The organism is Salsuginibacillus halophilus, from assembly GCF_003014715.1.
Taxonomy (GTDB): Bacteria; Bacillota; Bacilli; order Bacillales; family Marinococcaceae; genus Salsuginibacillus; species Salsuginibacillus halophilus.
In genome coordinates, this window is sequence record NZ_PYAV01000010.1 from 1 (window position 1) to 15,342 (window position 15,342).

The following is a 15,342-nucleotide window of genomic DNA, read 5'->3' on the forward strand; positions in this document are numbered from 1 at the left end:
AGCCGAAAATCCCGCAGGCAGCGGTTGTCTGCCGAGGAAGTTGAGGCCGTACCCGAGGCAAGCGTCCGCCGAAAAGCGACGTCAGCCTTCATTTTCTTAAAAGTTTGTCTACACGCTGACAGAACCGCCTGCACTGCAAGGCGGTTCTGTTTGTATGATACAATGTATGTAGTCAAAGCTGGTTTGTCAGCCAGCCTGTCAATTGCTGCGTGTTAGGGTGAGAAGCATGAGTATATTAGTAGCAGAAGGACTAACAAAAACACATGGAGATAAAACGCTATTTCAAAATATTTCATTTACAATTGAGCCGAAGCAGCGTATCGGTTTAATTGGCGTCAACGGTACAGGAAAATCCACGTTACTGAAAGGAATTGCTGGTATTGAAGGTTTTGAAGCCGGCACACTTCAGCACAGCAATCAGCTGCGGATTGAATACTTACCGCAATCACCGGACCTTGAAGAATCAAAAGCCGTCATTGATGAAGTGTACGGTGGAGACGCACCGGTTATGCAGGCGATGCGGAATTATGAACGCGCCCAGCATAAGCTGGAGCAGTCTCCATCTTCAGAAGCAGCCCAAAATGAGCTTTTAAAAGCGCAGGCTGAAATGGATGCGTATGAGGCATGGGAGGCAATTACGACTGCTAAGACTGTGCTTACAAAACTCGGTGTCACGGATTTCATCAAACCAATTCAAGCGCTCTCCGGGGGACAAAAAAAACGCGTCGCGATCGCGAAAGCTTTAATCCAGCCGGCGGATCTGCTCATTTTAGATGAGCCGACCAACCACTTGGACCAAGAAGCAATTGAATGGCTTGAAACATACTTGGCACAGTACAGCGGGGCAATTATACTCGTCACGCACGACCGCTACGTTTTAAACAGTGTAACAAACTACATTTTTGAGTTAGAACAAGGGAATTTGTACGCTTATGCCGGGAATTATGAAACTTTTCTGCAGAAGCGGGCGGAGCGTGAAGCCGAGCAGGCAAAAGCTGAAGCGAAGCGCCAATCTTTATTAAAGCGTGAGCTTGAATGGTTGCAGCGTATGCCAAAAGCGCGTGGTACAAAACAGAAAGCCCGTAAAGATCGGGCTGAAGAACTTAAAGAAGAGAAAGGCCCGAAAGAAACAGAAAATGTAGACTTTGCAATTGGCTCAAAACGTCTTGGTAAGAAGGTTATTGAAGTTGAAGAGGCAGGAAAGTTTTTCAACGATACGTGGCTGTTCCGCAACTTCACATATAAAGTTACCCCAAAAGAACGGATTGGCATCATCGGCCCTAACGGTGCCGGTAAAACAACGTTAATGAACGTATTTGCCCAAGTTCTTCCGCCGGATGAAGGTGAAGTTGAACACGGTGAAACGGTGCGTATCGGCTATTATACGCAGGAACAAATGGATATGGATCCGGACTTACGGTTAATTGATTATATTCGTGAGGCAGCAGAAGTTGTTTATACGAAAGATGGACGGGAAATTACAGCAGAACAAATGTTAGAACGCTTTCTCTTTTCGCGCGCTTCACAGTGGGGGTATATCCGCCGTTTATCAGGAGGTGAGAAACGGCGCCTATATTTGCTCCGCATCTTGATGGGTGAGCCAAATGTGCTATTTTTAGACGAGCCAACGAACGATCTTGATACGGAGACCTTAAGTGTGCTTGAAGACTATTTAGCACAATTTCCAGGGGTTGTTGTGACCGTATCTCACGACCGTTACTTTTTGGACCGGGTTGTCGATCATTTATTTGTTGTTGATGGCAGCGGTAAGATCACGCGGTTTAACGGTGGGTATTCAGCTTATTTACAAGCACAAACTAAAGAAGCCACCCCAACAAAGAAAATCAAAGAAGAAGCAGCCCCGACAAAACAGCAGAAAAAGATGTCCTATAAAGAACAGCAGGAATATCAAACAATTGAACAGCAAATTGAAGAACTGGAAGGAAAAATCGAACAGCTGCAAACTGAAATTGCGGAGGCGGGAAGTGATTTTGAAACGATCCAAAGCTTGCACGAACAGCAAGAGCAGGCTGAAGTTGAACTCGAAGCTGCCATGAACCGCTGGGCGGAACTTGCAGAGCTTGCTGGTGATGCATAACGAAAAGCTCGAGGTGATTAATTCACCTCGAGCTTTTTGTCTTTTAATGGAAATTGAACGTGCACAATCGTAGCATCATCAGCGAGTCCGCTGCTTGTTAATTGATTGAAATACTCGTTTAAGCTCTCTGTTGTATGACGTTCATTGAGAAGGGCTGTATCTAATGCTTCATACACACCGTCAGTCATAAAGTAAATGTCGGCTACGTCTGTGAGTGTCATTTTACATTGCTCAACAGGGGTTTCATTAAATAAGCCAAGCAGCATTCCTAAACATTTATGTGTACCCACTTTGCCATCGCGGTAGCGGGTTAAAAATGCAGGAATGCCTGAAGACACATAGTTCATTGTACCGGAGCGTATATTGATTTCGGCACAAAAAGCAGCCGCAAAGTAATTCTCCGGAAGTACAGCTTGTGTAGCAGTGTTGATCTCTTGAATTTTTCGTTCCAATGGAATGTTCAGCTTCGTTGTATACTCAAATAAAACATGAATAGCGGAAGACTGGAGGGCAGTAGAAACCCCGTGCCCCATGACGTCTACAAGATAGATAAATAAATGGTCATTATCAAGCCAGTGATAACCGTACGTATCACCACTGACGTAGTTATTTGCTTCATAAATAGCATCAATATTCACATCACGATGGATCAATGGGGCAGGCAGCATTTCCTGCTGTAGTTTTGAGGCTGTGCTCAAATCTTTTTCGACCTGAAGATCGAGAGAGATGTCTGTCGCTGTGCCGACGATCCCTGCAGGTTCGCTTCCTCCTTCGTACAAGAGCATCGCACTCCAGCGGTACATCAACTCACTCCCGCTTTTGGTGTAAAGTTCCAGCTCAAATTCAGTTGAGCCTTCAACTTTTACATTATCAAGCTGCTGTGCTAGTAAATCATGCCCTCGCTCCGGAAACAAATCCAATGTATTTTTTTGCTTAATTTCCTGGGTTGTAAAGCCGGTTACTTCTTCTAAACGGCCGTTCCATTTTAAAAGATCCCCGTCTAAGTTCATGTGGTAAACAATATCAGGTATAGCTTCAAAAACACTTTCTTGTTGGAAGATCTGCTTTAACATGGTATTTTCGGAGCGCTTACGTTCCGTAATATCGTGATGAGCCATCGTATAATGTGTAAGTTCTCCTTGTTCGTTAAAAACAGGGTTCATAACGATATCCACCCAGATGATTTGACCGTTTTTACAATATAACAAAAGTTCTTCGCGCACTGTCATGTGCATATGAAAAGCATCGGCAATGCGCTTTATCGTACCTTGGTCAGTCATTGGACCGTGCAGCTGCTGTCGGCCGTCACCGTCAATTTCATGCAGTTCATAACCGGTTAAGTTCGTGTAAGCTTCATTTGCATAAACGATGGTCGGTGTTTCTGTACGCATGTCGAGAATGATAAAAGCTGTACTGGTTGTATCAAGCGCTTGATACAACCACATGTTTTGCTCATGTAGATCAATTAAGGTTTGTTCACGCTCGTGACTCATTTTCAGCTGGTAACGTAGTTGAATTTCAGATTCGACCCAGTGGGCAAACATTTGCAGCTGCTCAAGCTCATCATCTTGAAATTCTCTAAGCCCATAATCAAGCACACATAAAGTACCAAGGGCATAGCCATTTTCTGAAAAGATAGGAACACCTGCATAAAAGCGAAAACCGGATTCTAAGATCGCTTTTCGGTCACTAAAGCGGCTGTCTTGCAGCAGATCAGGCACAATCAAAGGAGCTTCTGCAGCTACAGCGTATTGGCACACAGAGTTTTCGCGTGCAATTTTACCTGATTTTGTAAGCTCACTAGGGAGTCCTGTAGTAGACTTCAACCACTGCTTATCGACATCAATTAAAGTGATTAAGCATATAGGGGAACTTAATTGCTTTTTTACAAAATTTGTAATTTCATCAAGGGTTTTGTCACCTTCCCCGTTAGCTAAACCTAATGCCTCCAGTGCTTGAAGGCGCTCAAATTCCCGCTCAGCCGAAGCTGCTGCGATATTTTGGTTTGTGCTAAGGTGATGAAGAAGTTGTTCGTAATTCATGGATTCACTTCCTATAGTTACACATTCGTACGTATAATTTATCATGATTCTATACAACTTTAAAGGAGCATAAAGAACCTGAAAACGTTGTAGTGATGAGCGGTTGCTCAATCAAATGAAAATAAAAAAGAAGATAATCAGCGCTGTTAAGAGTGAAAGTGCAGCTGTGGAAAAAGAAGCAGAGCTGATTGTTCAGCCCTGCTTTTGCCATTGGTCGATGTGGTCAGTGATCTGTTCGATGGAGGCGTGATTTTCCGGGGAGTCATCAATGTGTTTAAAGCGGACGTTACCTTGCTCATCTACAAGCCAGGTACCTCCTTGAATGTAAACGTCCTGCGTTTTCATAGATGTGGTTGCAACTTTACGCTGGGCAGGGTCTTTCGGAAGAAATTGCTTAACTTTTCTTGTTAGTATTCCAACCGCAGCTTTAGCAAGCATTGTTCTCTTTTTTAGTGTAGGATGTCCAAGTGCACGAAACGTATGGCGTTTCGGATCGCACGCCAAGGTAAAAGGAAAAGGGCCAAATGCTTCTTCAAACTCGGATACAAGTAACGGGGGTGAAGGGAAAATCCCGACGATACGCACCCCACGCTCTTCTTGAATGGCTGGAGCGGACTTACGCAACTGCGCAAGAAATTGTTGACATATCGGTCAGCCAGGGTGCCGCAAAAATACAAATAACGTACCGTCATCATCGCTGCGAAGATCGTTGAGGCTGACTTCTGTACCATCTTGTTTTGTCACATGAAGTGTCAGTTGCATTGATTTATCTCCTTTCCTCTGAGTTAAGAGGATCTTCGTTATTGAGCCACAATGTTTCAAATTGCTCTGCTGGAACAGCAGGGCTGTATAAAAAACCTTGGCCATAATCGCTGTTCTGTTCAGTGAGCCACGAAGCCTGTGTTTCAGTTTCCACACCTTCAGTTACAACATGTAACCCAAGAGAGTGTGCCAATTGTATAATCAACGCTACCATTTTTTCGTCTTTAATGGTGCCGGGGACTTCGAAAATGAATGAGCGATCGAGCTTAACCGTATGAATCGGCAGGCTGCGTAAATGAGTTAATGATGAAAAGCCGGTGCCAAAATCATCGAGACTAATGCGAATCCCCTGCTCGGTAAGTACTTTTAAGAGCCGGGTCGCCCCGTTTAACTGTTCAATGGTACCGGATTCTGTAATCTCAAGCTCAAGTTTTTCTGGTGGGAAACCTGTATCACGAAGCGCTGCCTGCACCATGTCAGACGTCCCTTCAAGCTGAAAATGTAGAGGAGAAAGGTTGACGCTAATGTGCTCAAAGTCAAAACCTTGATCAAGCCATGCTTTTCCCTTACGGCATGCTTCATACAGCACGTGACGGGTAAGTAGTGTGATATATCCATATTTTTCAATTAAAGGCATAAACTCTCCAGGTGAAACCCAGCCGTATACCGGATGCTCCCAGCGTACGAGGGCTTCAGCAGCAACAAGCCCTTCAGAAGCTAACGGAACTTTAGGCTGGTAATAGACATGAATCTGCCCTTGGCTGAATGACCACGGGCAGTCTTCCATTAACTGTCGTTCTCGCTCGTCGGAGTGTGACTCAGGATGATAAAACAACCATTGGCCAAGACCTTCACTTCGTGCAAGCTGAAGAGCACGCTCGGCTTCTTTCATCAATTGCTGTTTTGACTTTAAACTTTGCGGCTTTGTGATCCCGAGCGAAAAATCATTCGTTACTTGATCACCAAAAATGGTATATGATTGATCAAGTGCAGCTTTTAGTTCAATGAGCAGTTTATCTAAAGAGGCTGCTAATGTCCCAAAAATCAAGAACTTTCGGTTTTCAAGATGAAATAACATTAAATGGCGGTTTGTTACTTGCTCAATGCGTGCGGCAGCCTCCTGGATAACTGCATCGCCTGCTTGATAACCAAATGTTTCGTTTAATTTAGGGATATGTTCAATATGGATCATAACTGCAAAACGGGCGCTTCCACGGTCTTTTAGTAGTGTGTCTTCTAGTGAACGTTGGTTAGGCAGACCAGTCAGCGGGTTTCTGTATTTTGTTTGAATCGACCAGCGTCGCTCGTTATAAATGAAGAAAACGACAAATGAAAACATCACAAAAACAGCAAATGACACGCCGGCCCAGAGCCAGTCAATACCGCTCTCCGGTGCGGGTAGTAGTTGGGCGGTCATACTGCTTGGAATGCAGTATGAGGTCGCTTCCATGCCAGTGTAGTGCATGCCGCTGATAGCTGCGCCTAAAAGTAGAGAGGCTCCGATTTTTTGTGAGAAACGCCGGTTTGTTTTCATGAAAGAAAAAATTAGTAAAGCAGCGATTGAGGCAGATACTGCTATGATAAATGATAAGAAAAACATACCGAAATTGTATTCCCGTACTCCTGCAAATTGTATGGCCTCCATGCCGGTGTAGTGCATGCTTGTAATCCCTAACCCCATGAATCCACCAGCAATAATGATTGTCATGAACCGCCAATCTTTTTTATGAAGGACATAAAAAGCAATAAAAGCCGATAGTAAAGCAGGAATAAATGAAACTGCTGTTAACACGGGATCGTAGCTGAGCGGGATTCTAAGCTCAAATGCAGCCATTCCAACGTAATGCATCGACCAAATGGACAGCCCCATCGCTACAGCTCCGGCTGTGATCCAAACGTTTTTTTTCAGCCGCTTCCCTTGTTCACCAGCCATACGGTGGATTTCTAAAGTTACAAACGAGCCGAAGACTGCAATTAAGATAGAGAGTGCGACGATACGCCAGTCGTAAAAGTGTATTAGTGTGTAAAGATTATCATTCATATTCCCGTTCACCTTCATATTCATCTCCACAAGTAACCAAAAGTCATGCTTCTTACCTATTATATCATGAAGGTGACGGCCATCGACGTTTGAATATAGTTAAAAAGACAGTTTTTTAAGTGAATTATAAATGGACTAGGTGTTTTATAAAATATTTATAAGGTCGATGTTGGTGTTTCAGCGTCAGCTGCAATTGTGAGTAAGTTGCCGGTGCTTACAGTTGCTTCGTAATCAATAAGGTTCCGTGCAAAAAATGCGCCACAAAACCTCCGGTCAACTGTAGGCAAGCTGAAAAAGTAGTCCACGATATTTTTACGCTCCGCGCTTGAAGCGAACCCGGTTTCTTTAATACGTTGAATGATTTGGTTCACTTCTTCGTTTTCTGTTTTGCCCGCTGCCCAGCGGTACGCTTCTTTCGTTATTGAACAGTAGGCGCCAGGTTCAATTGTTGAATTAGCATGCTCCTCATAAATCATTGCTTGAAATATTAAATGATCGCGAAAGAGAAGGTCATGATAAATTGAGTTTTTTGCTTTTGCAGGTGCAGTTTGGCTTGCCTGCACTGCTTCATAAACCATGGCAGGCGATAAACATCCGCTTGAGATCCAAGGTGACAGTTTTACAGATTCATCTAACGGTTTAATGCCCTCTCTCATTTCTACATAATGATCGAGCGCACCATTTTCTTTTGTGAAGGCTCGTAACCGTGCTTGACCGGCTGTTGTACCTCCAATGAACTCGGAAGGCCCTGCTAAGCACTGCAGGCGTTGCTCTAGTATTTGGGCACTTACATTGTGAGCATCAGCCTCAACCATATCTTTTTGAGGGTGAGGCGGGGAAAAGGTTTTTCGTGTTTGCTTTTTAACATCTGCTTTGTAAATTAAATCACGAAGCGATGCTGGTGGTTTGATTTGAGCTGTATTAGTTACACCCGGGTTGTACAACGTTTTGCTAAAAGATGAATAAATATCGACCCCGGATGTTTTTAACTGCTGCGTCAAGGTCTCAGTTGTTTGCCGGTTGAAAGGTTGCGGCTCGTCGTGAAAGTACACCCCATCGATATTTAATTGTTCAATTAAAGCTTCCCATTGATCTTCCGGATCACTTTCAATAACAATTAATGGCACATTCAACTGTTCTAAATGCAGGTGAAGATCTAGTAGTGCCTCGTAGTAAAAGCGCTGCTGAATAAGGTTGCACTGACCAAAAGTATCGTCGCGCCAAGCAGATATATCGGATGCAATAAAAGCAACAGCGATGACAGGCTCATTTGTTTGCAGGGCTTCGGTTAATGGGGGATGGTCGAGCGTACGTAAATCATGTCGAAACCAGACAGCTTTTCGTTTGGCCAAGGATCCCCCTCCTTTCTGTACAACGTTTAGCGGTGATCTGTAACGAACTTTACCCTTTATTATACAAATTGTAACGGATTATGCAAAAGTTTAACATAAGTTATTCAAACAAAAACTTTTTTAGCGTTACTATGCAGCTGCTGGTTGTTTAGACGAAGATTGACATGGTACACTATATTATTGACTGACTGTCAGTCAATAGATTTATTGAGTGATCGGAGGTTCTTACATGTCGCAAACAAAAAAAACGCAAATTATATCAGCGGCAAAGCAGCTTCTAGCTGAACACGGTATTGAGAATATTAAAGTGAACGATATTGTAAAGCAGGCAGGTGTGGCTCAAGGTACCTTTTATTTGTATTTTCGTTCTAAGTCGGCTTTAATTCCAGAGATTGCGGCTGAATTAATTGGAGAGCTTTTGCAGATCCAGCGTGAGAAGTTGTCACAAGTCGTACGCACAAGTGACAAAATCGATATCATTATTGATACGTCTTTTGAGGTGAGCCGTTCTTACAGGGGGCTGCTTTCCCTGTGTTACTCAGGGCTTGCGATTAATGACGAGTTAAGTGAATGGGAGCGGATTTATGAACCGTATAAAACATTCATTGAAGAAATTTTAGAAGCTGGTAAAGCTGAAGGTGAAGTGACCCAGCAGATTGCCACAAGTTCTGCGGCGCAAATGATGATCAGTTTGATTGAAGAAACAACAGAACGTGTTCATCTACATGAAGATGAAACAGAAGTGCCGCATGAAAAAGAACAGCTGCGTACGTTTTTAAAGCGAGCTCTACTTCATGTGTAGAGAGGTTTTAATTTCATCATGAGGGTTTTTCAAACGCCTTATCCGAAAAGGCTAGCTGAAGGCGAGCCTACGGGAAAGCCTCCGTCTGAAGTGAAGAACATGTTAATTGTTCTGTTTTTAATTTCTTTAAGGGTTTCAAAAATTGAGGTGAATAAATGATGGAAAATACAGCGTTGAAGGAAAAGTCATTGTTAGTGCTTTCCGTTTGGGGGGCGCTTATTTTTGCGGTTGTAGCGATTGTGTGGGGCATAGCTATCCAATCGCAGATGTTGTTGTTTGATGGTGTCTACTCATTTTTAAGTGTTGGGTTGTCAGCGATGAGCCTGCTTGCAGCTAAATTTGTAAGCCAGGATGATGAGCGGAAATTTCCATTTGGTAAAGCAGGTGTAGAGCCTTTAGTGCTCACATTAAAATATACCGCCATTGCAGCGATGTGTATTTATGCAATTGCGGCTGCACTTACAGATTTATTTGCAGGCGGCCGGGATGTGAGTGCCGGTCCCGCTACGGTATATGCATTGCTTGCTACGATAGGGTGCTGGTGGATGTACCGCCATTTACACCGGAAAAATCAAGGTGACTCTTCAAACTTTGTCCGTGCAGAAGCAAATCAATGGCTGATGGATACGTATTTAAGCTTAGCAGTTTTAATTGGTTTTTCAGCTGCTGTTGTCATGTCTTACACGGCACTTGCCAGCTGGACCGTTTATGTTGATCCAGTCATGGTTCTTATTGCTGCCGGTTATTTTTTAAAAGTCCCGATTGAAGGCATTCGTGAAAGCATGCGTGAAGTGCTTAGTATGGCCCCGCAAGATGGTGTGCAGGAGCGGGTGGAAGCGCTGGTTGAACAAGAGGGTGAAAGAAACGGTTTTGAAGCTACCGTTGTGCGAACGTCCCGTGTTGGACGGAGGTTGTATGTTGAAGTAGATTATATTGTTGGAGAATACGCCGAAGTCCAGGATATCCGCGGGGCAGATGTTGTACGCAGTACCTTGTATGCTTCTTTAAAAGAAGAGTCAACAGATTTATGGCTGACCGTATCCTTTACACACGATGCTTTTTGGGCGGAATAAAGAAAGAGTTTTGAGGTGCGCTTGATTAATCCAGGTGTGACATCTACACTATGGAAAGAATCAATCGTGTTTTTAGCTAGTTGAAGATAGAAAGGATTTTGAATATGACAACACTGCGTGAAAATATTGAAGCGCGTAAAACGTTTGCGATCATTTCACACCCTGACGCCGGAAAAACGACGTTAACGGAAAAACTGCTCTATTTTGGAGGGATGCTCCGTGAAGCAGGGACGGTTAAAGGGAAAAAGAGTGGCAAGCATGCTGCAAGTGATTGGATGGACGTAGAAAAAGAACGCGGAATTTCAGTCACAAGTTCCGTGATGGAGTTTGACTACAAAGGCTCGCGGATTAATATTTTAGACACGCCCGGTCACGAAGATTTTAGTGAAGATACGTACCGGACATTAACTGCAGCAGATTCAGCTACGATGTTGATTGATGTTGCAAAAGGTGTTGAAGCGCAGACGAAGAAATTGTTTAAAGTTTGTCGGATGCGCGGTATCCCAATTTTTACGTTTATTAACAAGCTCGACCGTGAAGGACGGGACCCGTTTGATTTAATGGAAGAGCTAGAAGAAGTGCTCGGCATTCGCTCTTGTCCAATGAACTGGCCGATTGGGATGGGGAAAAGACTGCAGGGAATTTACGACCGGCAGCTAAATAAAGTTGAACTGTTTGATGATGCGGTTGGTCATATTGAAACGCTAGATGTAAGCGGCCCGGATGATCCGTTATTTGACGAACGGCTTGATGAAACTGTTGTTGCGCAGTTCCGTGAAGAAGTAGAACTACTTGATGTCGCCGGTGATCCGTATGATGAAGAAGCGATTGCTGCAGGCACGTTAACACCAATTTTCTTTGGTAGTGCAATGGCCAATTTTGGTGTACAGAACTTTTTAGAACACTTTCAGCAAATGGCCCCATCACCTGCTCCAAGAGAAAGCGATGAAGGGCGGATTGATCCGGTAGAGTCATCTTTTTCCGGCTTTATCTTTAAGATTCAAGCGAACATGAACCCGAAACACCGGGATCGAATCGCATTCTTACGGATCACCTCCGGAAAATACGAACAAGGGATGACCGTAAAACAGCCCCGGTTGAATAAAAATATCCGACTTGCCCAGCCAACACAGTTTCTTGCTCAGGACCGTGATATTGTGTCGGAGGCTTATGCAGGGGATATTATCGGCTTGTTTGATCCAGGGACGTTCGGAATTGGTGATACGTTAACTGCTGAAGGGTCATTCCAGTTTGATGAAATGCCGCATTTTTCACCGGAATTGTTTGCAGCTGTCGAGCCTAAAGATGTGATGAAGCATAAATCCTTTGATAAAGGGATGTCCCAATTAACAGAAGAAGGGCTTGTCCAGCTGTTCCGGACAGAAAATCAAGTACCGGCCCAGCAGATTATCGGTGCAGTCGGTGAGCTTCAGTTTGAAGTCCTTGAGCAGCGCCTGCAGACCGAGTATAACTCTAATGTCCGGATGGAGCGTAAACCTTATCAAGTTGCCCGTTGGGTTGACGGTTCAGATGAAGCGATTGAAGATATTAAAAAGCGCCACCGTCATCTTTTGCGGGACAAGGATGATCGGCTCGTAGCAGTGTTTGAAAGCGAATTTCAGCTGCAGATGGCGCAGGGAAAATTTCCTGACATCACATTTTATGAAAACGTCTTTCAAATGGAACAAAACCATGTATAATAGAACCTCACGGAACGTGCTGTCTTGCAAAAGACTAGCGCGTTCATTCATGTATTTTGTTTTAACACATAAAAGCGTTCAAGTATTGATGTAACGAAAGGGTGTGGGGTGATTGACTGAACAAGAACAAGTATCACCTGCCTCAACGACGGAGGCAGTACTGATTTTTATCGGGATTTTAGCAATTATAGGTCCGGGTCTGCTCGTGTTTGAAGCGGCACCACAAGTTCCGATATTCTTTGTCCTGCTATTATTAATTGCATATAGCTTTATGAAACGAGTTCCTTGGAATGAAACCGAACAAGGAATCAAAAAAGGGATAGAAGCCGGTATTATTCCGATTGTTATCTTTTTACTGATTGGTATATTAATTAGCATATGGATGAGTTCAGGCACGATTCCAAGCATTATATACTACAGCTTTCAAGTAATTCATCCGTCAATTTTCGTTGCAAGCATCTTTGTTGTAACGGCACTAGTTGGCACGGCCGTCGGAAGCTCATTTACCACGGCTTCAACCGTCGGTGTTTCTTTTATGGCGTTAGGTGCGTTAATGGACATGAACTTAGCACTCGTAGCTGGTGCAGTTGTTTCCGGCGCCCTCGTGGGTGATAAGATGTCGCCGCTTTCAGATACGACAAACTTAGCTTCATCGATCGCCGGCGTTGATTTGTTTGAACACATTCGCCATATGCTTTGGACAACCATCCCTGCCTTTTTCCTTTGTCTTGGGTTTTACCTTATCATCGGCGGAGGTGCTGCAACAGCAGACTTATCAGATTTACAAACGTTAATGGGCGACTTGCGCGCAGAGCAGATTGTTCATCCACTGGCTTTGTTACCGCTATTGGTGATTTTCATATTCGCAGTGATGCGTGTTCCGGCAATACCAACAATCGCTGCAGCGATCGGTGCTGGGCTTCTCACTTCGTTAATCTTTTCGCCAGGGTATACGATGAGTGAGTTTTTAGGATTCATTCAAGCAGGGTATGCTCCTGATACTGGAAATGAACAGCTTAATTCCATTTTAGCTCAAGGTGGAATAGAGAGTATGATGTTTGCGCTATCGCTCTTAATTTTAACCCTTAGTATGGGTGGGGTGTTGTCTTCACTCGGTTTAATTGAGCAGCTTATGCAGGCGATTCGTTCATTTGTTCAAAGCACCGGTAGGCTTGTTACTTCAACCGTCGGTACCGGTATCGGCATTAACCTTCTGCTTGGGGAGCAGTACATGTCGGTGATTTTAACCGGCAAAGCTTATGCTTCAAAATATGCTGAATTAGGTTTAGCACAAAAAAATATGTCGAGAGCCTTAGAAAATGGCGGGACTTTAATTAACGCATTAATTCCGTACGGTGTGAGCGGGGCGTTTATGGCAAGTGTGCTTGAAGTTGATGTGCTCGCTTATGCACCTTTTGCCGTGTTTTGTTTAATTGGTCCTGTACTGGCCATATTGTATGGGTGGATAAACATTGGTATGGCAGAAGCGGAAAACGAACGAAAAACGACATAAAATCGAATCACTTCTTAAAAGAGCGTGGATCTGTTAGAGACAGTATTCTACGCTCTTTTTTAATAATACAGCGTGAGTTATAATTAAACACATGTACTTTAAAACTATTTAAAAATAATAATGTTTAATGTTTTTAAGAAAAGGGGATAGGCATGAGGATGTAGCGAAGGTGAAAGAAAAGGAAATATTCTATTAAAAGACACAAAAGATTTGTTAATTGTATCGTTGCCTACTTGCTGGTGTTGAACAACCATTCCCTTCCACAGGCAGCCACATATTTTAAGTTTACGAATGAAGGGGGAAAAGGTATGCTCATTTCAATTCGAAATGGCCTGGTATATATTTATTTACAGCATAAAGATGCAATCAGTCAGCCGTCTGATTCTTTCCCTGATGCTGATGGTTATTTTCTTTACGACCGGGCTTCCAATTGGGTAGGGGTCAGGATTAGACGGACGCTCTTAGAGGAGGGACCGGTCATGCCGATCGGGGTACCAAAAATTAAACGTCTCGATTATATGCTGCTTCCTGGAAGTATTGAGGAGACAAAAACGCAATTAGAGATTAAATTTCATGCAGAAACTGAAGTTTACAGCACCCGCGAACAATCTTGTGTACTTGATTTGAACGAACACGGCATTTATGGGATTGAGATGGTGATGGATACGACTGTCACATCAGGAGCAGCTTGTTTTGTCGAGCGCTTTCTTGATCGTCCATATTTTTAAAGGAATGTTATATTTCTTACCCCCTATGGGATGAAACAAAACCCATCAGGTGGTAAGATTTTTTATATACAGCATACAGCGCTTTTCGTTCGTTGGCGTAGATCTACCGTATACAAATGATGCCAATCATAATGGAGGATTATATGGGCTTTCGATTTCGAAAAAGTAAAAAGCTTGGTAAAGGTGCACGTATAACATTCAGTAAACGGGGGGCTGGCCTTTCTTTTGGTGGAAAAGGATTGCGGCTCGGGGTAGGTTCAAGCGGCCCCCGGGCACGGGCAACGCTTCCTGGTACAGGTGTGTTTTATGAGAAGCGCTTTGGCACGTCTAAAAAAGCAAAGCAGCATTCGAATGACACAGCTGGTTCTTTAAGTGGGCAAAGACAGCAGGCAGGGTCGGCACGTAAACAGGCTGAAGCGTATAGAGATGCGTGGGAAGGCTGGATGGAGCAGCTGCGTACGTTTCACCAAGCAGATGTTGAGGAAGTCGACTGGGTTGGTGAAGCAGAAGCTTTACCACCATTTACAGAAGAAGAGACGGGCCCGAATGAAGCTGCAGCCCGGCGGCGCCTTGAAGCATATCGACCGACAATTTTTGATCGTTTATTTCGGCGCGAACATAAAAAAAGAGCAGCATTAAAATCAGAATTAGAAAATGCAAAGCAGGAAGATCGTGCATTGTATGAAGCTTGGCAGGAAGATGTGGCCCGTGCAAAGCGAATGGTCGCAGGCGATCCAGAAACAATGAAAGCGGAGATCATGTCAGCAGGAGCGGCAGAGCTTTTGAAAAACTTAAAAGGCCGGCTCGATGTTCAAAGTATCGCGACAGATACCGCGGTTCTACGTCTTTTTCTTACAGATGACGAAGAAGTAGTACCTCATGTTCGTTACCATGTGACAAAAACCGGCAAGCTTTCGGAGAAAAACTTAACAAAAACAGAATATTATGCCTTGTGGCGCGATTATGTGTTGGCACTGGCAGTGCTTGTCATGCGTGAAGCAGTGGCTCACACTCCGCTTGAAAAAGTTGTCGTACATGTTCAAGGACCAGATGCCGATGGCTCAGAAAGTACAATTTTCACGGTCGGCGTACGACGTGATTTAGAGTATCAACTCGATCAAACGCATTTACCACTTACTGAAATTGTGGAAGAGCTGCCGCACCGATTAAACTTTTTGAAGACAAAAGGTACACGCGCGGTGCAGCCGTTAGAGGAGGAAGATGTGTGAAA

The 15,342-nt window shown here is 43.9% G+C and carries 11 protein-coding genes; 7 read left to right on the forward strand and 4 right to left on the reverse strand.

The features are described 5' to 3' along the window. Nucleotides 1–226: 226 nt before the first annotated feature. Nucleotides 227–2,098, forward strand: a complete 1,872-nt coding sequence (gene abc-f, locus B0H94_RS10355) for a ribosomal protection-like ABC-F family protein (protein WP_106589199.1) — start codon at nucleotides 227–229, stop codon at nucleotides 2,096–2,098. Nucleotides 2,099–2,115: 17 nt separating this feature from the next. Here abc-f and B0H94_RS10360 read toward each other — a convergent pair whose 3' ends face one another. The 4 genes from B0H94_RS10360 to B0H94_RS10375 all read right to left on the reverse strand — a co-directional run bounded on the left by B0H94_RS10360 (nucleotide 2,116) and on the right by B0H94_RS10375 (nucleotide 8,295). Further along, nucleotides 2,116–4,140: a PAS domain S-box protein gene (locus tag B0H94_RS10360; protein ID WP_181315354.1), complete on the reverse strand. Its 2,025-nt coding sequence runs from the start codon at nucleotides 4,138–4,140 to the stop codon at nucleotides 2,116–2,118. A gap of 192 nt (nucleotides 4,141–4,332) precedes the next feature. Continuing rightward, nucleotides 4,333–4,764, reverse strand: coding sequence for a peroxiredoxin-like family protein (locus B0H94_RS10365; RefSeq protein WP_345789043.1), 432 nt, complete (start codon nucleotides 4,762–4,764; stop codon nucleotides 4,333–4,335). A gap of 142 nt (nucleotides 4,765–4,906) precedes the next feature. Then, nucleotides 4,907–6,943 carry a bifunctional diguanylate cyclase/phosphodiesterase gene (locus B0H94_RS10370; RefSeq protein WP_181315355.1) on the reverse strand — a complete coding sequence of 679 codons (2,037 nt, stop codon included), beginning with the start codon at nucleotides 6,941–6,943 and terminating at the stop codon, nucleotides 4,907–4,909. Between the two features lie 155 nt (nucleotides 6,944–7,098). Continuing rightward, the gene (locus B0H94_RS10375) at nucleotides 7,099–8,295 is read right to left on the reverse strand and encodes a deoxyribodipyrimidine photo-lyase (protein ID WP_106589203.1); all 1,197 of its coding nucleotides are present in this window, start codon (nucleotides 8,293–8,295) and stop codon (nucleotides 7,099–7,101) included. Between the two features lie 229 nt (nucleotides 8,296–8,524). Between B0H94_RS10375 and B0H94_RS10380 the strand changes: the two genes are divergently transcribed. The 6 genes from B0H94_RS10380 to B0H94_RS10405 all read left to right on the forward strand — a co-directional run bounded on the left by B0H94_RS10380 (nucleotide 8,525) and on the right by B0H94_RS10405 (nucleotide 15,340). Continuing rightward, complete coding sequence (locus B0H94_RS10380) at nucleotides 8,525–9,097, forward strand: TetR/AcrR family transcriptional regulator (protein WP_106589204.1); 573 nt, start codon at nucleotides 8,525–8,527, stop codon at nucleotides 9,095–9,097. A gap of 158 nt (nucleotides 9,098–9,255) precedes the next feature. Continuing rightward, nucleotides 9,256–10,170, forward strand: coding sequence for a cation diffusion facilitator family transporter (locus tag B0H94_RS10385; RefSeq protein ID WP_181315356.1), 915 nt, complete (start codon nucleotides 9,256–9,258; stop codon nucleotides 10,168–10,170). Between the two features lie 104 nt (nucleotides 10,171–10,274). Further along, nucleotides 10,275–11,870, forward strand: a complete 1,596-nt coding sequence (locus tag B0H94_RS10390; protein ID WP_106589206.1) for a peptide chain release factor 3 — start codon at nucleotides 10,275–10,277, stop codon at nucleotides 11,868–11,870. A 112-nt stretch (nucleotides 11,871–11,982) separates the two neighbouring features. Continuing rightward, nucleotides 11,983–13,383, forward strand: a complete 1,401-nt coding sequence (nhaC, locus tag B0H94_RS10395) for a Na+/H+ antiporter NhaC (RefSeq protein ID WP_106589207.1) — start codon at nucleotides 11,983–11,985, stop codon at nucleotides 13,381–13,383. A gap of 308 nt (nucleotides 13,384–13,691) precedes the next feature. Then, on the forward strand, nucleotides 13,692–14,111 hold the full coding sequence (locus tag B0H94_RS10400; protein ID WP_106589208.1) for a hypothetical protein: 420 nt from the start codon (nucleotides 13,692–13,694) through the stop codon (nucleotides 14,109–14,111). 143 nt (nucleotides 14,112–14,254) lie between these two features. Then, nucleotides 14,255–15,340, forward strand: a complete 1,086-nt coding sequence (locus tag B0H94_RS10405) for a DUF4236 domain-containing protein (RefSeq protein WP_181315357.1) — start codon at nucleotides 14,255–14,257, stop codon at nucleotides 15,338–15,340. Nucleotides 15,341–15,342 lie beyond the last annotated feature (2 nt).

Coding starts and splice junctions, on each gene's coding strand:
- abc-f (WP_106589199.1), top strand. CDS start 227: ATGAGTATATTAGTAGCAGAAGGACTAACAAAAACACATGGAGATAAA.
- B0H94_RS10385 (WP_181315356.1), top strand. CDS start 9,256: ATGGAAAATACAGCGTTGAAGGAAAAGTCATTGTTAGTGCTTTCCGTT.
- B0H94_RS10370 (WP_181315355.1), bottom strand. CDS start 6,943: ATGAATGATAATCTTTACACACTAATACACTTTTACGACTGGCGTATC.
- B0H94_RS10390 (WP_106589206.1), top strand. CDS start 10,275: ATGACAACACTGCGTGAAAATATTGAAGCGCGTAAAACGTTTGCGATC.
- B0H94_RS10400 (WP_106589208.1), top strand. CDS start 13,692: ATGCTCATTTCAATTCGAAATGGCCTGGTATATATTTATTTACAGCAT.
- B0H94_RS10405 (WP_181315357.1), top strand. CDS start 14,255: ATGGGCTTTCGATTTCGAAAAAGTAAAAAGCTTGGTAAAGGTGCACGT.
- B0H94_RS10360 (WP_181315354.1), bottom strand. CDS start 4,140: ATGAATTACGAACAACTTCTTCATCACCTTAGCACAAACCAAAATATC.
- B0H94_RS10380 (WP_106589204.1), top strand. CDS start 8,525: ATGTCGCAAACAAAAAAAACGCAAATTATATCAGCGGCAAAGCAGCTT.